Origin of the sequence: Kytococcus schroeteri (genome assembly GCF_002847825.1) — a bacterium.
GTDB classification, from domain to species: Bacteria; Actinomycetota; Actinomycetes; order Actinomycetales; family Dermatophilaceae; genus Kytococcus; species Kytococcus schroeteri.
Genome location: NZ_PKIZ01000003.1, coordinates 80,412 through 99,405, shown reverse-complemented (window position 1 = coordinate 99,405; position 18,994 = coordinate 80,412). Strand labels below are relative to the sequence as shown.

Sequence of the window (18,994 nt, the reverse complement as noted above, 5' to 3'; positions counted from 1 at the left end):
CCCCGGTGCCCAGGCACCGCGCCCCACCCCCGGACCCCCAGGAGCCCTCGTGAGCATCATCGCCCAGACGTCGGCCGTCTCGCTGCCGACGCAGACAGCCGCCCAGCCCGCCACCGAGCCGGTCGAGGGCGAGGTGCGTGAGGTCGTCATCGTCGGCTCGGGCCCGGCGGGGTACACCGCCGCCGTCTACGCCGCACGCGCCAACCTGCGCCCGCTGGTCTTCGAGGGATCGGTCACCATGGGCGGGGCGCTCATGAACACCACCGAGGTGGAGAACTTCCCGGGCTTCACCGACGGTGTCATGGGCCCGGACCTCATGATGCAGATGCGCGCCCAGGCCGAGCGCTTCGGGGCCGAGCTGGTCACCGACGACGTCGTCGAGATGGACCTGGCCGGCGACGTGAAGGTTCTCCGCGACGGGACGGGCGGCACCTACCGCGCCCGCACCGTCATCCTCGCGATGGGCTCGGCCTATCGCGAGCTCGGTCTTCCTCGCGAGAAGGAGCTCTCCGGCCACGGCATCTCGTGGTGCGCCACGTGCGACGGTGCCTTCTTCCGTCAGCAGCACATCGCGGTCGTCGGTGGCGGTGACTCCGCCGTGGAGGAGGCCACCTTCCTGACGCGCTTCGCCGACAAGGTGACGCTGGTGCACCGCCGTGACGCCCTCCGCGCGTCCAAGGTGATGGCCGACCGTGCCGCGGCCGACCCCAAGATCGAGTTCGCCTGGAACTCCGAGGTCTCCGAGATCCTCGGCGAGGACAAGCTCTCCGGCGTCCGCCTGCGCGACACGCAGACCGGTGAGGAGCGCGAGCTCGACGTCACCGGCCTGTTCATCGCCATCGGCCACGACCCGCGCAATGAGCTCGTGAAGGGTCAGATCGACCTCGACGAGAGCGGCTACGTGCAGGTGCAGGGCCGTTCCACGCTGACCAACCTCGCGGGCGTGTTCGCCTGCGGCGACCTGGTGGACCACACCTACCAGCAGGCCATCACCGCAGCCGGCTCCGGCTGCCAGGCCGCCCTCGACGCCGAGCGCCACCTCGCCACGCTGGACGCGTCCACCGTGGAGACCGCCCAGACCGCGCCCGCTGCGGACGAGACCGTCCCCGGCGACGCGCCCGCCTGACCCGACCAACCCGAACCACCACCACAGGAGGAACCCATGGCTGGAACCAGCACCACCACCGACGCCACCTTCGACCAGGACGTCCTCAAGAGCGACGTCCCCGTCCTCGTCGACTTCTGGGCGGACTGGTGCGGCCCTTGCAAGCGCGTCGCCCCCATCCTCGAGGAGATCGCTGGCGAGACCGAGGGCAAGCTGCGCATCGTCAAGCTGAACACCGACGAGAACCCGCAGACCGCCGCCAAGTACGGCATCACCTCCATTCCCACGATGCACGTCTTCTTCCAGGGCGACATCGCCAAGACGATCATCGGCGCGCAGCCGAAGCCCAAGCTACTCAAGGAGCTCGAGCCCTTCCTGGGCTGACGTCCTCCCACTGCTCCGAAGGGGCCCGCGAGCCACGTGCTCGCGGGCCCCTTCTGCGTGCCGGCCTTCCTTCGCCTGCGCCTCCACGTCCTGACCCATCCGGCGCATGGGCCGCGACGCGCCCGTTCCACGTGAAACATCCACCCTGCACGACGGGGACGACACGAACGGGGCGGGTGATGTTCCACGTGGAACATCACCCGCCCCGTCTCCGTGGGCGCCGCCTCCGGGTCAGGCGTCGGGCGCCAACAGGGTGAGGATGCGGTCGAGGTCGTCCTGCCCCGCGAACTCCACGGTCAGCGTCCCCTTGTTCCGCCCCATCTTCACCGACACCCGGGTGTCCCACCGGTCGGAGAGCTCCGCAGCCAGGTCCTCGTGCTCAGGGGAGGTGCGGCGGCTGGGCAGACGACGACGGCCTGTCTTCTCCTGCTCCGCCCCAGCACCGAGAGCGATGAGCTCCTCCAGGCCGCGGACCGAGAGACCCTCGGCCACGACGCGCTGGGCCATGCGCTCCATCGCGGCTCCGTCCTCCAGACCCAGCAGGGCGCGGGCGTGCCCCGCGGACAGGACCCCGGCCGCCACCCGACGGGCAACGCTCGGGGGCAGCTTGAGCAGGCGCAGGGAGTTGGTGATCCGCGGCCGGCTGCGCCCGAGGCGCTTCGCCAGCTCCTCGTGGGTGCACCCGAAGTCCTCGAGCAACTGACCGTAGGCCGCCGCCTCCTCGAGGGGATTGAGCTGCACCCGGTGGAGGTTCTCCAGGAGCGCCTCACGGAGCATCTCCTGGTCCTCGGTCTGGCGCAGGATGGCCGGGATCGTCTCCAGTCCGGCAAGACGCGACGCGCGGAGACGGCGCTCACCCATGATGAGCTCGTAGCGGTCACCCGCCGTCCGCACCACGATGGGCTGCATGACCCCCAGCTCGCGGATGCTGTGTGCGAGTTCCTCGAGGTCGTCCTCGTCGAACACCTCGCGCGGCTGCCGCGGGTTGGGCACGACCTCGTCGACCGGCAGCTCCACAAGGCGGGCCGGGGCGTCGACCAGATCCTTGGCGTCCGTCGAGGGTGTCGCGGTCGCCTCGGGGCCCTCCGCACCGGCGGGCGCCGCCTCGCCCCCGGCGGCTGCCGTGGCCGACGGGGACGTCAACCCACGCGATCCACTGTCGGCGCTGGGCGCCGCTGCCTGGTCACGCTGCGCGAAGTAGACGTCGCGGGGCCGCGCCCCGCCGTCCTCCTGGGGAATCAGTGCCCCGAGACCTCGCCCCAGTCCTCGTCGCTGCCCTGCCATGCTGTCTCCTCTCGACGCCTTGCCCTGCCGGACGACCCCCAAGTCTCCCATGCAGCGCGAACGTCGACCTCCACGGTCCACATGGCATGTTTCACGTGAAACGCGACGAGCGCTTCCCATCGGGCCCGTTGACTCACGGCATGTGGAGCCCACAACAGATCAGGCGACCCTCCCGAGGGGAGGGCCGCCTGGTGGGAACGCGAGGCTCCTGATCAGCTGCTGGGGCGCTTGCCGTGGTTGGCCTTGCCCTTGCGCTTCGTCTTGCGCTTGCGCGCACGCTTGCTCGACATGGTGACCTCCTGAGCCTTCTGAGACATCGAAGCGCCCCTGAGGGCGCGTATCGCGCAGTATCTCATACCCGGAACCACCGGATCACGTCCACGAGGTGACGTCAGGCACCACGTCACCCCCGCACCCCTCAGGACCAGCGGGCGACGACCTCCTTGGCCGCCGAACGGTAGGCCCGGGCCCCCGGGCCGTCCGCGTCGTAGGCCAGGACGGTCTGCCCGTAGGAGGGCGCCTCGCTGATGCGCACGGACCGCGGGATGAGCGTCTCCAGCACCACCTCACCGAAGTGGTCACGCACCTCCTGCGCCACCTGCGTCGCCAGTCGCGTGCGCGCGTCGAACATCGTGAGCAGGATGCCCCCGAGGCGGAGCTCCGGGTGCAGGTGCCGCTGGATGAGGGAGATGTTGCGCACGAGCAGGCTCACACCCTCCAGGGCGTAGTACTCGCACTGGATCGGGATGAACACCTCGTCGGCCGCCACGAACCCGTTCACCGTGAGCAGGCCCAGGCTCGGCGGGCAGTCGATGAGGACGACGTCGTACGTCTGCGCCTCGCGGATCTCCTGCAGGGCCCGGCGCAGACGGTTCTCCCGCGCCACGAGCGAGACCAGCTCGATCTCGGCACCCGCCAGGTCGATGGTGGCCGGCACCACGCTGATGCGTTCGCTCTCGGGCGACACCTGGGCCACCTGCTCGAGCGTGGCCTCGTCGATGAGCACGTCGTAGACACCAGCCACCCCCGACTGGTGCTCGATGGACAGGGCGGTGGAGGCGTTCCCCTGCGGGTCCAGGTCGATGACGAGCACCTTCAGCCCACCCTCGGCGAAGGCGGCGGCGAGGTTCACCGTGGTGGTCGTCTTGCCGACGCCACCCTTCTGGTTGGCCACCGTCATGACCACGGTCCTCGAGGGGGCCTTCAGCGGCGTGGGGCGACCACGCTCCTTGCGCTCGGCGGGGGTGAAGGGGGGCACCGGATCGTCGTCCTCGTCGTCGTCCGTGGAGGGCTCACCGGTCGGGGCGGACGACCCCTCGGCAGCGGCCGTGGTCGTGGACCCCGCCGCGGCCCCGTCGGTCCCGCCCTGCGCGGTGTCCACCGGGGACTCCTGCGGGACGGCCCCCACGGCCGGCACGCGCTCCACCGACGAGGGCGCCACCGTCGGCTGCCAGCCCACCGGCGCGGTCCCCGGCGTGGGGGCGGTGGGGGTGGCGGGGTGGCTCCCATTGGGCCAGCCGACGGGGTTGCTCATCGCTTCTCCTTGCTCCGGGACCGACGGCCGCGGGAGCTGCCTCCCGAGCGACCGACGTCCTCCTTGGTGACGATCACCACCGTGGTGGGGACCTCCAGGTACGCCGACCCACAGTCCACCACGTCCACGGCACCGCCGCCCAACCGCCGCAGCACCTTCTGCGCCTGCTCGACCTCCTGCTGGGCGGAGGACCCCTTGAGGGCCACCATGCGACCGCCGGTCTCCACCAGCGGGAGGCACCACGGGGCCAGCACCTCGAGGCGGGCCACGGCCCGTGCGGTCACCACGGGGGCCGTCGTCCCGTCGTCGAGGTTCTCTGCACGAGAACGGATCACGGCCACACGGTCGCCCAGGCCCAACTTGGAGACGACCTCGTCCAGCCACACGGTGCGCCGCAGCATCGGCTCCACCAGGGTCACCCGCGTCTCGGGCGCGGCCAGCGCCAGCGCGATGCCGGGCAGCCCAGCCCCGCTGCCCACGTCGAGCACGTGGTCGGCGCCGTCGAGGACCTCGGCCACCACGGCGCAGTTGAGCACGTGGCGCTCCCACAGCCGGGGCACCTCCCGCGGGCCGATGAGGCCCCGCTCCGTACCGGAGGTCGCCAGCATCTGCGCGAACCGCTCGGCCTGCGGCAGCAGGTCACCGAAGACCCGTGCCGCGGCCTCCGGGCTGGGGGCCAGGCCCTCTCCGCCGGCCTCGGGGGCGTCCACGTCACTCACCGGCCGGCGCCGGGGAGACCACCACGTAGCGGTTGGGCTCCTCGCCCGCCGAGGACGAGTGCAGCCCGCCCGCCAGCACGCGGTCGTGCACCACCTTGCGCTCGAAGGCCGTCATCGGCTCCAGGGAACGCTCGGTGCCGCTCTCGCGCACGGCCTCCACGGTGCGATCGGCCAGCTGCTCCAGCGCCTTGCGGCGGTCGGCGCGGTACCCGGCCACGTCCACCATGAGGCGGCTGCGCTCCCCGGTCTCTGCCTGCACGGCCAGGCGGGAGAGCTCCTGCAGGGCCTCCAGCACCTGGGCGCCGGGGCCGGCGAGACGGCGCGGCACCGTGCCCTCCTCGGAGTCCACGATGCTCACCACCGCCCGGTCGGCCTCGTGCTGGACGTCGATGTCGCCGTCCATGTCGGCCAGGTCGAGCAGGGTCTCGAGGTAGTCCGCCGCGATCTCGCCCTCGACCTCGATCTGCGCGGGGGTCCGCTCGGGGTGCGCCGGTGCGTCGGCCATGGGTCAGCCCTTCTTCCGCTGCTTCTTGCTCTTCTTGCTCTTCTTGCGGCGCACCGGCTGGGAGCGCTGCCCGCCGGTGCCGCCCTGGGCCATGCGGGTACCGGCCGAGACCGGGTTCACCTGCGGCCCCGAGGCCCCCTTGCCCGAGGAGGTCGAGCGACCCCCGTCGGTGGCCCCGTCCTTCTCGTCACCGAGCGCGTGCGCCCCGGAGTCCTTGCCGCCCACGGGCGCCAGCGTCATGCGCGTGGGCTCCTGGCCCTTGGCGATCTGGCGCGCGTGCATGCGGCGCTCGGCCTCGGTGTTGGGCGTCGGCATGTGGCGGATGATGTACAGCTGCTGGAAGTAGGACCACAGGTTGCTCAGGGTCCAGTACACGAGCAGGGCGATCGCGAAGTTCACACCGGTGAAGGCCAGCACCAGCGGCATGACGTAGAGCATGATCGTCTGCGACTGCCCCATCGGCCCTTCCTTGGCCGTCTCGGGCATGTTGATGTCCATCGACATCTTCATGCTGAAGAAGGTGAACGCGGTCATGAGCACCACGAGCACCAGCGCCACGACCTTGGGGGTCACGCCGGGGTCGTGCAGGAAGGTGTCGGAGAGCTCGGCCCCGAAGATCGAGGCGGAGTCGAAGGAGCGCGCCAGGTCCTGGGTCATGAACCCGATGGGGGCGTGCGCGCCGTCCGCGACGCCCGGGACGGCACGGAGCACCCGGAACAGTCCGTACATGATGGGGATCTGCAGCAGCAGCGGCAGGCAGGAGGCCATCGGGTTGGTGCCGTTGGCCCGGTAGAGCTCCATGGTCTCGGCCTGCTGGCGCTGCATGGAGGCCTGGTCGCGCTTGCCCTTGTACTTCTGCTGGATCTTCTTGATCTCGGGCGCCAGCAGCTGCATCTTGCGGCTGCTGTGGATCTGCTTGATCACCAACGGGATCATGGCCAGGCGGGCCAGGACCACCAGGGCGAGAATCGACAGGACCCAGGTCCAGCCCGACTCGGAGGGCATCCCCAGGGCGGTGAGGCCCCGGTGGGCGCCGGCGAGGATGGCTGCCACGGCCCATTCGATGGGGTAGAGCAGATTCGGCACGGAGAATCCTTCGTCTGTGGACTGCTGAGGTTCAGGGGGTGGGGACCGCAGGGCCCGTCAGGCCGCGTCCCACTCGGGGCCATTGTCCCCCGGGTCGGGCCGGGTGTGCAGGCCGCCCGGGTCGGTGCCGGGCACGGGGTCGTAGCCGCCGTGCGACCACGGGTTGCATCGTGCCACGCGCCAGACCGCCAGGGCAGTGCCACGGAGGGCGCCGTGCTCGGTGAGGGCGGTGACGGCGTAGGCCGAGCAACTCGGGTAGTAGCGGCACGTGGGCGGCAGGAGGGGGGAGACCAGCCGCTGGTAGCCCCACACGAGCACGAGCAGGGGCCAGGCCAGGAGGGGACGCCCGCCGACGCGCCACATCAGGCGCCCCGGGGGACCGCGCGGGCCAGGCAGCGGTCGAGATCGCGCACGAGGGCGCTCCACTCGGCGGTGGCGCTGGCGGGATGGGCCCGCACCACGAGATCGTGCCCGGCGGGCAGGTCGGCCAGCCGATCGGCCACGAGGTGGCGCAGGCGACGCTGCACGCGGGAGCGCACCACCGAGTTGCCCACCTGCTTGGACACGACGAAACCGACCCGCACGGGGTGCGGGTCGGTCTGGTCGGGCGTCGAGGGCCGGGGGGTCAGCACCACGGACATCGTGGTGGACGAGCCCTTGCGGCGGCCGGTACCGCGGAGCACGGCCGTGAAGTCACGGCTGCGTCGCAGTCGGTGGCGGGCCGCCAGCACCGCGGGTCCGCTCAGGCGGAGATCTTGGCGCGGCCCTTGCCGCGGCGGGCGGCGAGGATGGCACGGCCGGCGCGGGTGGACATGCGGGCGCGGAAGCCGTGCTTGCGGGCGCGACGACGGTTGTTGGGCTGGAAGGTGCGCTTGCTCATGGTGTCTCCTGGTCGTTCGGGCAGGCCCTGGTTCCCCGGGCTTGCGGCCCCGCTCCACGCATGCCGGTCGGCACGACGGCGGGGGGATGGCGAGTGCCCGAGCTCCGTGGGCACCTCATGGGCCGTGCGCCGACGCCCCCGGAGGGGTCACCACGGCGCAGACCGGACCCCTCACCCTACGTTTTGCCCCGCTCCCGGGTCAATTCAGCGCGGAGTCGGGTGTGGAGAGCCTGTGGACAACGGCTATCGTTGGGTCTCACCCACCACGCACGTTGGGTGTGTCCACAGGGTGTGGACGATGGTGTTGACAACGCCCCAGGGCGGGCGATCCGCACCTCGTGACCCTGGGGACGGACGTGTGCACGACGCCCCGGAACGCTGTGAGGACCCCCTGTGAGCCAGACCCCCGACGACCACGCCGCCGCCATCTGGCACGAGGCCATGGTCCGCCTGCAGGGAGCAGGCCTCGCCCCGCGCGACGTCGGCGTGCTCCGTCTGGCCACGCTGGTGGGCCTGCTCGACGCGACGGCCCTCATCGCCGTGAAGTACGACCACGTCAAGGACGCGGTGGAGGGCCACCTGCGGGACGACGTCGCCACCGCGCTGTCCGAGGTCCTCGACCGCGACGTGCGCCTGGCGGTCTCCGTGGACCCCGACGCGGTGGCCGCCGTCCAGGAGCCCGCCCAGGCCCCGCCCGCGTCCCCGGCGCGAGCGTCCACCACGGGTTCGTCCACAGCTGTGGACGAACCCGTGGAAAACTCCCGCGAGGTCCCCGCGCAGCCCGCGGCGCAGAGCGCCCCCGCCCCTGTGGAGGGCACCGGAGCCCCGGCGTCCCAGGGTGTGGAGCGGGACTACTCCGCACTGAACCACAAGTACACCTTCGACACCTTCGTGCTGGGTTCCTCCAACCGGTTCGCGCACGCCGCGGCCACCGCCGTGGCCGAGGCCCCCGCCCGCGCCTACAACCCGCTGTTCATCTACGGCGGGTCGGGGCTCGGCAAGACCCACCTGCTGCACGCCATCGGGCACTACGCGCGCACCCTCGACTCCTCGGTGCGGGTCAAGTACGTGAACTCCGAGGAGTTCACCAACCAGTTCATCAACGCGGTCTCGGCGGGCCAGGCGAACGCCTTCCAGCGCCAGTACCGCGACGTGGACGTGCTCCTCATCGACGACATCCAGTTCCTGCAGGGCAAGGAGCAGACGATGGAGGAGTTCTTCCACACCTTCAACACGCTCCACAACAGCGAGAAGCAGATCGTCATCACCTCCGACCAGCCGCCCAAGAAGCTCAGCGGCTTCGCCGAGCGGATGCGGTCGCGCTTCGAGTGGGGGCTGCTCACCGACGTGCAGCCGCCGGACCTGGAGACCCGCATCGCGATCCTGCGGCGCAAGGCGGCGGCCGACAAGCTCGACATCCCCGACGACGTGCTGCACCTCATCGCGTCGAAGATCTCGTCCAACATCCGCGAGCTCGAGGGCGCCCTGACCCGCGTGACGGCTTTCGCGAGCCTGTCGGGCTCCCCCCTGGACGAGTACCTGGCGCGCACCGTGCTCAAGGACGTGATGCCCGGGGGCGACTCCGGCCAGATCACGCCGGGGACGATCCTCGAGGAGACCGCGGCCTACTTCACCATCTCGGTGGAGGAGATCCAGGGCGCCTCCCGCTCGCGCAACCTCACGCGCGCCCGGCAGATCGCCATGTACCTGTGCCGTGAGCTGACCGACCTCTCGCTGCCCAAGATCGGCAAGGAGTTCGGCGGGCGCGACCACACGACCGTCATGCACGCAGAGCGCAAGATCAAGCAGCTGCTCAGCGAGGACCGTCGCGTCTACGACGAGGTCAGCGAGCTCACGAGCATCATCCGCAAGAAGGTGGCGCGCGGCCGCTGAGCCAGCGCGTCCCCTCCCCTCCTCCCGCGTCGTCCCCATCCTGTGGGGCCTCGGTCCACACCGCCGTCCGCAGGGTGGTGCACAGGTGCGCTCCGCGGCAGCGGGCCCCGTTTGACAGCGATTCACCGGATCTCCACAACGTGTGGACAAACTTGTGGATGTGGACGAGGTCACGTCAGGTCCACACCGGGCCGGGCCGCCACGACCCCCTGTGCACGTTCCTGTGGGCACCTGTGGGAATCCCCCTCCGGGGCGTGGACGGGACGGGCCGGTTCTGTGGGAGCAGGTGTGGACGCCGATCCGTCGTCCCCATCCCCCGCGGTCCGCCCACAGCTCGTCCGCAGGCCTCGTCAACAGGAGGATTCCGCTCCACGCCGCGCAGGACGGCCGTCGTCCCCAGTTCCCACAGCACCGATGACGACGACTACCCGGTTTCTCGAGGAGGGGTTGCGCACCGCGTACGTGGGGGGTCGTGCTGAGCCAGGTGCGGTGAGGGATCGGGGCTCGGAGGGTGGCGGTGGCTCGCGCTAGGCTTCGCCGGACGTCGCAGGCGCCGTGGACGGGACAGTGGTCCGCATGGCCGAGCAGTGAGGAAGCCATGGAGTTCCAGGTTCAGCGTGAGGTGTTGTCCGAGGCCGTCGCGTGGGTGGTGCGCGGTCTGACCAACCGTCCGCCGGTGCCGGTGCTCGCCGGTGTGCGCCTGGTGGCCGACCCCGCCGGCACGCTGACCCTCTCGGCCTTCGACTACGAGGTCTCCGCCGAGGTCACCGTGGAGGCCGACGTGGTGGAGGGCGGCGAGGCCCTGGTGCTGGGTCGCCTCCTCTCGGAGATCTCCCGCTCCCTGCCGGACAAGCCGGTGCGCATCCAGCAGGAGTCCGGCAAGCTCCAGGTCACCTGTGGCTCCAGCCGCTTCGCGCTGCTCGAGATGCCGCTGGGCGACTACCCCTCGCTGCCCACCTCCCCCGAGGCCAGCGGCACCGTGGACGGCTCGCTGTTCACCAAGGCCGTGGCCCAGGTGTCCGTCGCCGCCGACCGCAGCGACGCCCTGCCGATCCTCACCGGTGTGCACGTGGAGTTCGACCGCGACCGCATCACCATGCTGGCCACCGACCGCTACCGCATGGCCCGCCGCGAGCTCACCTGGACGCCGCGCGACCCCTCGGCCCACCACGTGGCGCTGGTGCCCTCGCGCACGCTGTCGGACACCGCCAAGAGCCTGGGGGCCGTGGGCCCAGTGGACATCGCGCTGGGCGACGAGGCCGGCGGCAAGGGCCTCATCGGCTTCTCCGCGGGACAGCGCCACAGCACCACCCGTCTGCTCGACGGCGAGTACCCCAAGCTCTCCAGCATCTTCCCCACCAGCAGCGAGGTGGACGCCGTGGTGGAGACCGGCGCCCTCATCGAGGCCATCAAGCGCGTCTCGCTCGTGGCCGAGCGCACCACGCCGGTCCGCCTGCGCTTCACGCCCGGCTCGGTGGCCATCGAGGCCGGCACCGGCGACGACGCGCAGGCGTCCGAGGCCGTGGAGTGCACGCTGGACGGCGACGACATCGACGTGGCGTTCAACCCGGGCTTCCTGCTCGACGGCCTGGGGGCCCTGGGCACGGCGTTCGCGCGCATGTCCTTCACCCAGCCGGGCAAGCCGGTGCTGCTCACCGGCCAGGCCGAGGTCGACGGCGAGTCCGACGACTCGTTCAGCTACGTGATCATGCCGGTGCGCTTCCCGGGGGCCTGAGTCCCGCGGGATACGGTGGAGGCCGCAGCAGCCTCCCCAGCCTCGACTCACCAGGAGTGGTCATGCAGATCGGACTCGTCGGCCTCGGCAAGATGGGCGGCAACATGAAGACCCGCCTGGAGCGGGCCGGCCACGAGGTCATCGGCTTCGACCTCGATCCCCAGCTGCGTGACGTCGACAGCCTGCAGGCTCTGGCGGAGACCCTCACCGGGCCGCGCGTGGTGTGGGTGATGGTCCCGCACGGCAAGCCGACCCGGAACACCATCACCGAGCTGGCCAGGCACCTGCAGCCCGGTGACCTCGTCATCGAGGGTGGCAACTCCCCCTACCAGGACGACGTCGAGCACGACCGGATGCTGGCCGCGCAGGGGGTCGGCTACGTGGACTGCGGCGTCTCCGGCGGCATCTGGGGCCTGGAGAACGGCTACGGCCTGATGTGCGGTGGCCGGACCGAGCACGTGGAGATGGCGATGCCGATCTTCGACGCGCTGCGCCCCGAGGGCCCCCGCGACGAGGGCTTCGTGCACGCCGGCGAGGTGGGCGCCGGTCACTACGCCAAGATGGTGCACAACGGCATCGAGTACGGGCTCATGGCGGCCTACGCCGAGGGCTACGAGCTGCTCATGGCCAAGGACATCGTCAAGGACGTCCCCGGTGCCTTCAAGGCGTGGAGCCGCGGCACCGTGGTGCGTTCCTGGCTGCTGGACCTGCTCGTGGACGCGCTGGAGGAGAAGCCGGACCTGGAGGGCGTGTCGGGCTACACCACCGACTCCGGCGAGGGCCGCTGGACCGTCATCGAGGCCGTGGAGAACGCCGTGCCGATGCCGGTGATCTCCGCCGCGCTGTTCTCGCGCTTCGCCTCGCGCCAGGAGAACTCCCCCGCCATGCAGGCGGTGGCCGCGCTGCGTGGTGGCTTCGGTGGCCACGAGGTGATGCAGTTCGGCAGCGAGCCGTGGGACCGCGACCGTCCCCAGCAGGTGCACCGTGCCGCCGAGCCCGCCGACACCCGGGGCCAGGCGACGCCCGGGGCCACCGACGACGAGGCGTGAGGCTCCGCCACCTGGCGGTGCGCGACTTCCGGTCCTACGAGGAGGCCGCGCTCGACCTGCCGGCCGGGGTGACCGTGCTGGTGGGCCGCAACGGCCAGGGAAAGACCAACCTCGTGGAGGCCGCCGGCTACCTCGCCACGCTCGGCTCGCACCGGGTGAGCAGTGACGCCCCGCTGGTGCGCTTCGGGGCCGAGCACGCGATCATCCGGGGCGCCGTGGAGCGCGACGGCCGGGAGACGGTGCTCGAGCTGCAGCTCAACCCGGGGCGGGCCAACCGCGCGCAGCTGGGGCGTTCCCCCGTGCCCCGGCCGCGTGACCTGCTGGGCACCCTGCGCACGGTGCTCTTCGCCCCGGAGGACCTGGCCCTGGTGAAGGGCGACCCGGCCACCCGGCGGGCCTACCTGGACGCACTGCTCGTGGCGCGCCAGCCGCGCTGGGCGGGGGTGCAGGGGGACTACGCGCAGGCGCTCAAGCAGCGCAACGCCCTGCTGCGCGACGCCCGTTCCTCCCGCAGCACGCCGTCGGCCTCCACCCTGGCGATGCTGGACGCCTGGGACGAGCACCTGGCGATGGGGGCCGCTTCCCTCCTCTACGCTCGTCTACGCCTGGTGCAAGATCTACGGAGATTCGTGGAGAACGCCTATCGAGAGGTGAGCGACGCCCAGTCCGAGGCGGGCATCGCCTACCGCTGGTCACTGGTGGGCGAGGAGGCCGACGCCGCGGCGCAGGCTCTGGTCGACGGGGGCGAGGTGCCCGAGCGCGAGGAGCTGGCGCGCCTCGTGGTGGCCTCCCTGGCGCAGCTCCGGCAGCGCGAGCTGGAGCGCGGCATCACACTGGTGGGGCCGCACCGTGAGGAGCTCGAGCTGACCCTCGGTCCGGTGCCGGCCAAGGGCTACGCGAGCCACGGGGAGTCGTGGTCGTTCGCGCTGGCCCTGCGGTTGGCGGCCTTCCACCTGCTGCGCACCGACCTGGGCACCGACCCGGTGCTGGTGCTCGACGACGTGTTCGCCGAGCTGGACGCCGGGCGGCGCGAGCGGTTGGCGCAGATGGTGGCCGACGCCGAGCAGGTGCTGGTGACCGCGGCGGTGGAATCCGACATCCCGCCGAGCCTGCGGGAGAGCGCCCACCACGTGGACGTGACCATGGGCCACGCCGAGGCGCGCACGTGAGCACCCCGGGACCGCTCGGCGGGCCGGTTGACCGGAGCGGCAACGGACCCGCGAGCGGGGACCCGGCGGGCGGCGAGGCCGAGCTGGACGCCGCGGACCTGACCCTGGCCCGGATGCGGGACATGGCCCGGGCGCGTGGTCTGCGCCCCGGAGCACCCGGGCGGCGCCGCCGGAAGGACTCCCCCGGCCGGGCCGGCACCTCCGGCAAGGGCCGCTGTGACCCGCAGACCCTGGGTGCGGAGTTCACGCGGATGATCGAGGACCGCGGCTGGGGCGACGAGCTCAAGGTGGGCCGCGTGATGGGCGACTGGGTCGGCATCGTGGGTGCCGACGTGGCCGGCCACAGCCTGCCGGAGAGCTTCGAGGACGGGTGCCTGGTGGTGCGGGCGGAGTCCTCCACCTGGGCCACGCAGCTGACCATGCTGACCAGCACGCTGCAGCGCCGGCTGGACGAGGAGCTGGGCTTCGGGGTGGTCACGAGCGTGCGCGTCATCGGCCCGGCGGCGCCGTCCTGGCGCCACGGCCCGCGGCGCATCTCCGGCCCGGGCCCGCGCGACACCTACGGGTGAGGTGGCCCCGGGTCCGATGCGGGCCCCTGTGGCCGTTCGTGGGGGTGGTGGCCGTACCCGCCCACGGGTGGGGACCCGCTCGTCGCTCGTGAGGTTCCTCCCGGCCCGATTTCGGGGCCGTGAACCGGTGGACGGCCATGGGGAATCGGCGTCCTCTTGCTAAGATGGGGCGTTGCATGTGTCCTCGCGCGCCCGCGCGCGTGAGAGAGGTGCGGGTACGCCAGTGCCCGCCGCACGGCATCGAGCAGCACCCCGCACCACCGACAACGACCAGCCGTCCCAGGGAGTCCCGTGGCCGACCAGCCCCAGCAGCCCACCGCGTCGTCCTCCAGCTACGACGCCAGCTCGCTCCAGGTGCTGGAGGGCCTCGAGGCCGTCCGCAAGCGCCCCGGCATGTACATCGGCTCCACGGGCGAGCGCGGCCTGCACCACCTGGTGTGGGAGATCGTCGACAACGCGGTGGACGAGCACCTGGCCGGGTACGCCGACCGGGTGGAGGTGACGGTCCTGCCGGACAACGCCGTGCGCGTGGTGGACAACGGCCGCGGAATCCCCACCGACGTGCACGCCAAGGAGGGCATCTCCGGTGTGGAGCTCGTGCTCACCCAGCTGCACGCCGGTGGAAAGTTCGGCGGCGACTCCTACGCGGTCTCCGGTGGTCTGCACGGCGTGGGCTCCTCGGTGGTGAACGCCCTGTCCACCCGCATGGAGGTGGAGGTGCGCCAGAAGGGCCGCGTGCACCGCATCGAGTTCGACAACGGCGTGCCCACTGCCCCGCTGCAGGCGATGGAGGAGGTGCCCGAGGACGAGACCGGCACCACCATCACCTTCTGGCCGGACGGCGACATCTTCGAGACCACCCTCATCGACTTCGAGACCCTGCGGGCGCGCTTCCAGCAGACCTGCTTCCTCAACAAGGGCCTGACCATCCAGCTCACCGACGAGCGCCCGCGCGCCACCGACGCGGACGACGAGGGCCTGGACGACGCTGATGCGGACGTTGCCGACGGCCTGACCAAGGGTGCCGACGGCGAGCAGGTCAACGACGCCCCGCAGGAGGGTGACCAGGGCGCCGAGGGCGAGGCCGCCGAGAAGCCCCACCGCTTCCGCACCGTCACCTACCGCTACGACGACGGCCTGCTGGACTACGTGCGCCACCTCAACAGGTCCAAGAAGTCCGAGCCGGTGAACGAGGAGGTCATCGCGTTCGAGACGGAGGACACCGAGCGCATGCTGCAGTGCGAGATCGCGATGCAGTGGACCACCTCGTACTCCGAGTCCGTGCACACCTACGCCAACTCGGTGAACACCCACGAGGGCGGCACGCACGAGGAGGGCTTCCGCGCCGCGCTGACCCGTCTGGTCAACGAGTTCGCCCGGGCCCACAAGCTGCTCAAGGAGAAGGACGCCGCCCTCACCGGTGACGACGTCCGCGAGGGCCTGACCGCCGTCATCTCCGTGAAGCTCGGCGAGCCGCAGTTCGAGGGCCAGACCAAGACCAAGCTGGGCAACTCCGAGGTCAAGGGCTTCGTGCAGCGCGCGATGGCCGACCAGCTGGGCCACTGGCTGGAGGCCCATCCGTCGGAGGGCAAGGCCATCGTGGGCAAGGCCGTGCAGGCCGCCCAGGCGCGCATGGCCGCCCGCAAGGCCCGCGAGGCCACCCGCCGCAAGGGCCTGCTCGAGTCCGGCGGTCTGGCCGCCAAGCTCAAGGACTGCCAGAGCAACGACCCCACGGTCTCCGAGGTCTTCATCGTCGAGGGTGACTCCGCCGGCGGTTCGGCCATCGCCGGGCGCAACCCCTTCAACCAGGCCATCCTGCCCATCCGCGGCAAGATCCTGAACGTCGAGAAGGCCCGCCTGGACAAGATCCTCGCCAACACCGAGGTGCAGGCGCTCATCTCGAGCTTCGGCACCGGCATCGGTGAGGAGTTCGACATCGAGAAGGCGCGGTACCACAAGATCGTGCTCATGGCCGATGCCGACGTGGACGGCATGCACATCCGCACCCTGCTGCTCACGCTGCTCTTCCGCTTCATGAAGCCGCTGGTGGAGCACGGGTACGTCTATTTGGCGCAGCCGCCGCTGTACCGCCTCAAGTGGACCAACGCCGAGCACGACTTCGCGTTCACCGACCGGGAGCGTGACGCCCTCATCGAGGCCGGCCAGGCCAAGGGGCGCCGCCTGCCCAAGGAGAACGGCATCCAGCGCTACAAGGGTCTGGGTGAGATGAACTACTCCGAGCTGTGGGAGACCACCATGGACCCGGACAACCGCGTGCTGCGCCAGGTGACCATGGACGACGCCGCCGCGGCCGACCAGGTGTTCTCGGTGCTCATGGGCGAGGACGTGGAGTCCCGCCGCTCGTTCATCCAGCGCAACGCGCACGACGTGCGCTTCCTGGACATCTGACGCTCGATCAGAGCTTCTACGACTTTCTAGCGACTACGAGATACTGAGGTAGGCACTGTGAGCGAGCAGCCCCCGCAGGACCCGAACGAGCCGATCGAGCCCACCGACGAGACCCCGGTGGAGGGGACCGGGGCCGGCGATGCCGAGCAGCCCACCGAGGGCGCCCAGGTGGCCGCCGGCACCGACCCGGTGGACGACCTGCCCGCCCCCGTGGCCCCGGCGTGGGACGCCATCCCCGAGCACGGCCGCATCGAGCCGGTGGACCTCTCCAGCGAGATGCAGCGCAGCTACATCGAGTACGCCATGAGCGTCATCGTGTCTCGCGCGCTGCCGGACGTCCGTGACGGCCTCAAGCCGGTGCACCGCCGCATCGTGTACGCCATGTACGACGGCGGCTACCGCCCCGACCGCTCGTACAACAAGTGCGCCCGCGTGGTGGGCGACGTCATGGCCAACTACCACCCGCACGGCGACTTGGCCATCTACGACGCGATGGTGCGCCTCTCGCAGCCGTGGGCCATGCGCTACCCGCTCATCGACGGCCAGGGCAACTTCGGCTCCGCCGGTGACGACGGTGCCGCCGCCCCGCGTTACACCGAGTGTCGCATGCAGCCGCTGGCCATGGAGCTGGTGCGCGACATCACCGAGGACACGGTCGACTTCGAGCCCAACTACGACGGCCGCACCCTGCAGCCGACCGTGCTGCCGGCCCGCTTCCCCAACCTGCTGGTCAACGGCTCGGCCGGCATCGCGGTGGGCATGGCCACGCAGATCCCGCCGCACAACCTGCGGGAGGTGGCCGAGGGCTGCCAGTGGCTGCTGGAGCACCCCGAGGCCTCCAAGGAGGAGCTGCAGGAGAAGCTGCTCCAGGTCATCAAGGGTCCGGACTTCCCCACCGGGGCCAAGATCATGGGCCGCTCCGGCATCGAGGACGCCTACCGCACCGGCCGCGGCTCCATCACCATGCGTGCCGTGGTGGAGGTGGAGGAGATCCAGGGCCGCACCTGCCTGGTGGTCACCGAGCTGCCCTACCAGGTGAACCCCGACGCCCTGGCCCGCAAGATCGCCGAGCTGGTGAAGACCGGCAAGCTGCAGGGCATCGCGGACCTGCGCGACGAGACCTCCGGTCGCACCGGCCAGCGCCTGGTCATCGTGCTCAAGCGCGATGCCGTGGCCAAGGTGGTGCTCAACAACCTCTACAAGCACACCCAGCTGCAGCAGAACTTCGGCGCCAACATGCTGGCCCTGGTGGACGGCGTGCCCCGCACGCTGCCGCTCAACGCCTTCGTGCGCCACTGGGTGGACCACCAGGTCGAGGTCATCGTCCGCCGCACCACCTACCGCCTGAAGCGCGCCGAGGAGCAGATCCACATCCTGCGCGGCCTGCTCAAGGCGCTGGACATGCTCGACGAGGTGATCGCCCTCATCCGCCGCTCGCCCACCGTGGAGGAGGCGCGCGACGGCCTGATGGAGCTGCTCGACATCGACGAGGTCCAGGCGCGCGCCATCCTCGACATGCAGCTGCGCCGCCTGGCCGCGCTGGAGCGCCAGAAGATCATCGACGAGCACGACCGCCTGCAGGCCCTCATCGAGGACCTCCAGGACATCCTGGCCACGCCCGCCCGCCAGCGCACGATCATCAGTGAGGAGCTCGCCGAGATCGTGGACAAGTACGGCGACGAGCGCCGCACGGAGATCGTGCCCAACGACGCCGAGGTCAACATGGAGGACCTCATCCCGGACGAGAACGTGGTGGTCACCATCACCCGGGGTGGGTACGCCAAGCGCATCCGCGTGGACGCCTACCGCTCGCAGCGCCGCGGCGGCAAGGGCGTGCGCGGCACCACGCTGCGCGCCGACGACGTGGTGGACCACTTCTTCACCACCCAGACCCACTCGTGGCTGCTCTTCTTCACCGATGCCGGGCGCGTCTACCGCGCGCGGGCGTGGGAGCTGCCCGAGGGGTCGCGCGACTCCAAGGGCCAGCACGTGGCCAACATCATGGCCTTCGGCCCGGACGAGAAGATCGCCCAGGTGCTGGCCATCAAGGACTACGAGGCCGCGCCCTACCTGGTGCTCGCCACCAAGAACGGCCTGGTCAAGAAGACCCGCCTCACCGAGTACGACTCCCCGCGCTCCGGTGGCCTCATCGCCGTCAACCTGCGCGAGGGCGACGAGCTCGTGGGCGCGCGCCTGGTGGACGGTGAGGACGACATCCTGCTCGTGAGCCGTCAGGGCCAGAGCCTGCGTTTCCGGGCCTCGGACGACCAGCTGCGCCCGATGGGCCGCGCCACCTCGGGTGTGACCGGCATGCGCTTCCGCGGCGACGACGAGCTGCTGGTCATGCGCACCGTGCCGCACGAGCAGGCCGACGGGGCCCAGGTGTTCGTGGTGTTCGAGAACGGCATGGCCAAGCGCACCAGCGTGGACCAGTACCGTGTGCAGGGCCGTGGCGGCCTGGGCATCAAGGTGGCCAAGGCCACCGAGAAGGCCGGCGACCTCGTGGGCGCCCTCGTGGTGGGCGACCACCACGAGGTGATGGTGGTCATGAGCTCGGGCAAGGTGGTGCGCAGCCGCGCCGACGAGGTGCGCCTCACCGGGCGTGACACCTCCGGGGTGCGCTTCGCCGACCCGGGCAAGAAGGAGCACATCGTGGCCGTGGCCCGCGCCCAC

General features: G+C 71.1%; 18 protein-coding genes. 9 read left to right on the top strand and 9 right to left on the bottom strand.

The window, feature by feature from the left end:
• Nucleotides 1-49 precede the first annotated feature (49 nt).
• The gene (trxB, locus tag CYJ76_RS02515) at nucleotides 50-1,126 is read left to right on the top strand and encodes a thioredoxin-disulfide reductase (protein WP_414467270.1); all 1,077 of its coding nucleotides are present in this window, start codon (nucleotides 50-52) and stop codon (nucleotides 1,124-1,126) included.
• Between the two features lie 36 nt (nucleotides 1,127-1,162).
• Nucleotides 1,163-1,489, top strand: a complete 327-nt coding sequence (gene trxA / locus CYJ76_RS02510; RefSeq protein WP_070705051.1) for a thioredoxin — start codon at nucleotides 1,163-1,165, stop codon at nucleotides 1,487-1,489.
• Between the two features lie 231 nt (nucleotides 1,490-1,720).
• Here the strand turns inward: trxA and CYJ76_RS02505 are convergent, their stop codons facing one another.
• From CYJ76_RS02505 to rpmH, 9 genes are all read right to left on the bottom strand, one after another.
• Nucleotides 1,721-2,773, bottom strand: a complete 1,053-nt coding sequence (locus CYJ76_RS02505) for a ParB/RepB/Spo0J family partition protein (protein ID WP_101849159.1) — start codon at nucleotides 2,771-2,773, stop codon at nucleotides 1,721-1,723.
• Between the two features lie 212 nt (nucleotides 2,774-2,985).
• Nucleotides 2,986-3,090, bottom strand: coding sequence for a 50S ribosomal protein bL37 (locus CYJ76_RS13185; RefSeq protein WP_371327537.1), 105 nt, complete (start codon nucleotides 3,088-3,090; stop codon nucleotides 2,986-2,988).
• A 101-nt stretch (nucleotides 3,091-3,191) separates the two neighbouring features.
• A complete protein-coding gene (locus CYJ76_RS02500; protein WP_101849158.1) occupies nucleotides 3,192-4,307 on the bottom strand; it encodes a ParA family protein in 1,116 nt (371 codons plus the stop codon).
• On the bottom strand, nucleotides 4,304-5,026 hold the full coding sequence (gene rsmG / locus CYJ76_RS02495) for a 16S rRNA (guanine(527)-N(7))-methyltransferase RsmG (protein ID WP_070705897.1): 723 nt from the start codon (nucleotides 5,024-5,026) through the stop codon (nucleotides 4,304-4,306). Before rsmG ends, CYJ76_RS02500 begins: the two co-directional genes overlap by 4 nt.
• Nucleotides 5,019-5,531, bottom strand: coding sequence for a Jag family protein (locus CYJ76_RS02490; protein WP_101849157.1), 513 nt, complete (start codon nucleotides 5,529-5,531; stop codon nucleotides 5,019-5,021). The genes rsmG and CYJ76_RS02490 overlap by 8 nt, the downstream gene beginning before the upstream one ends.
• A 3-nt stretch (nucleotides 5,532-5,534) precedes the next feature.
• Nucleotides 5,535-6,617, bottom strand: coding sequence for a membrane protein insertase YidC (gene yidC / locus CYJ76_RS02485; RefSeq protein WP_101849156.1), 1,083 nt, complete (start codon nucleotides 6,615-6,617; stop codon nucleotides 5,535-5,537).
• Between the two features lie 57 nt (nucleotides 6,618-6,674).
• On the bottom strand, nucleotides 6,675-6,980 hold the full coding sequence (gene yidD, locus CYJ76_RS02480) for a membrane protein insertion efficiency factor YidD (protein WP_083323712.1): 306 nt from the start codon (nucleotides 6,978-6,980) through the stop codon (nucleotides 6,675-6,677).
• Nucleotides 6,980-7,348: a ribonuclease P protein component gene (rnpA, locus tag CYJ76_RS02475; protein WP_070705894.1), complete on the bottom strand. Its 369-nt coding sequence runs from the start codon at nucleotides 7,346-7,348 to the stop codon at nucleotides 6,980-6,982. The genes yidD and rnpA overlap by 1 nt, the downstream gene beginning before the upstream one ends.
• Nucleotides 7,349-7,359: 11 nt before the next feature.
• Nucleotides 7,360-7,497, bottom strand: a complete 138-nt coding sequence (rpmH, locus tag CYJ76_RS02470; RefSeq protein ID WP_070705893.1) for a 50S ribosomal protein L34 — start codon at nucleotides 7,495-7,497, stop codon at nucleotides 7,360-7,362.
• A gap of 441 nt (nucleotides 7,498-7,938) precedes the next feature.
• Between rpmH and dnaA the strand changes: the two genes are divergently transcribed.
• The 7 genes from dnaA to gyrA all read left to right on the top strand — a co-directional run.
• The gene (dnaA, locus tag CYJ76_RS02465; RefSeq protein WP_238138125.1) at nucleotides 7,939-9,390 is read left to right on the top strand and encodes a chromosomal replication initiator protein DnaA; all 1,452 of its coding nucleotides are present in this window, start codon (nucleotides 7,939-7,941) and stop codon (nucleotides 9,388-9,390) included.
• A 598-nt stretch (nucleotides 9,391-9,988) separates the two neighbouring features.
• Nucleotides 9,989-11,125 (top strand): DNA polymerase III subunit beta, encoded by a 1,137-nt coding sequence (gene dnaN / locus CYJ76_RS02460; RefSeq protein ID WP_070703499.1) that lies wholly within the window; start codon nucleotides 9,989-9,991, stop codon nucleotides 11,123-11,125.
• Nucleotides 11,126-11,187: 62 nt separating this feature from the next.
• Nucleotides 11,188-12,174 carry a phosphogluconate dehydrogenase (NAD(+)-dependent, decarboxylating) gene (gene gnd / locus CYJ76_RS02455; protein WP_070703500.1) on the top strand — a complete coding sequence of 329 codons (987 nt, stop codon included), beginning with the start codon at nucleotides 11,188-11,190 and terminating at the stop codon, nucleotides 12,172-12,174.
• The gene (gene recF, locus CYJ76_RS02450) at nucleotides 12,171-13,343 is read left to right on the top strand and encodes a DNA replication/repair protein RecF (RefSeq protein WP_101849154.1); all 1,173 of its coding nucleotides are present in this window, start codon (nucleotides 12,171-12,173) and stop codon (nucleotides 13,341-13,343) included. The genes gnd and recF overlap by 4 nt, the downstream gene beginning before the upstream one ends.
• Nucleotides 13,340-13,912: a DciA family protein gene (locus CYJ76_RS02445; protein WP_238138120.1), complete on the top strand. Its 573-nt coding sequence runs from the start codon at nucleotides 13,340-13,342 to the stop codon at nucleotides 13,910-13,912. The genes recF and CYJ76_RS02445 overlap by 4 nt, the downstream gene beginning before the upstream one ends.
• Before the next feature lie 291 nt (nucleotides 13,913-14,203).
• The gene (gene gyrB / locus CYJ76_RS02440; protein ID WP_070703502.1) at nucleotides 14,204-16,321 is read left to right on the top strand and encodes a DNA topoisomerase (ATP-hydrolyzing) subunit B; all 2,118 of its coding nucleotides are present in this window, start codon (nucleotides 14,204-14,206) and stop codon (nucleotides 16,319-16,321) included.
• A 189-nt stretch (nucleotides 16,322-16,510) separates the two neighbouring features.
• The coding region (gene gyrA, locus CYJ76_RS02435; protein ID WP_269148601.1) for a DNA gyrase subunit A at nucleotides 16,511-18,994 on the top strand (2,484 nt) is incomplete at its 3' end.

Bases quoted from the DNA above. Each gene is read 5' to 3' on its own strand.
- trxA (WP_070705051.1), top strand. From the start codon at position 1,163: ATGGCTGGAACCAGCACCACCACCGACGCCACCTTCGACCAGGACGTC.
- CYJ76_RS02505 (WP_101849159.1), bottom strand. From the start codon at position 2,773: ATGGCAGGGCAGCGACGAGGACTGGGGCGAGGTCTCGGGGCACTGATT.
- CYJ76_RS13185 (WP_371327537.1), bottom strand. From the start codon at position 3,090: ATGTCTCAGAAGGCTCAGGAGGTCACCATGTCGAGCAAGCGTGCGCGC.
- CYJ76_RS02500 (WP_101849158.1), bottom strand. From the start codon at position 4,307: ATGAGCAACCCCGTCGGCTGGCCCAATGGGAGCCACCCCGCCACCCCC.
- CYJ76_RS02490 (WP_101849157.1), bottom strand. From the start codon at position 5,531: ATGGCCGACGCACCGGCGCACCCCGAGCGGACCCCCGCGCAGATCGAG.
- yidD (WP_083323712.1), bottom strand. From the start codon at position 6,980: ATGTGGCGCGTCGGCGGGCGTCCCCTCCTGGCCTGGCCCCTGCTCGTG.
- rpmH (WP_070705893.1), bottom strand. From the start codon at position 7,497: ATGAGCAAGCGCACCTTCCAGCCCAACAACCGTCGTCGCGCCCGCAAG.
- dnaA (WP_238138125.1), top strand. From the start codon at position 7,939: ATGGTCCGCCTGCAGGGAGCAGGCCTCGCCCCGCGCGACGTCGGCGTG.
- dnaN (WP_070703499.1), top strand. From the start codon at position 9,989: ATGGAGTTCCAGGTTCAGCGTGAGGTGTTGTCCGAGGCCGTCGCGTGG.
- gnd (WP_070703500.1), top strand. From the start codon at position 11,188: ATGCAGATCGGACTCGTCGGCCTCGGCAAGATGGGCGGCAACATGAAG.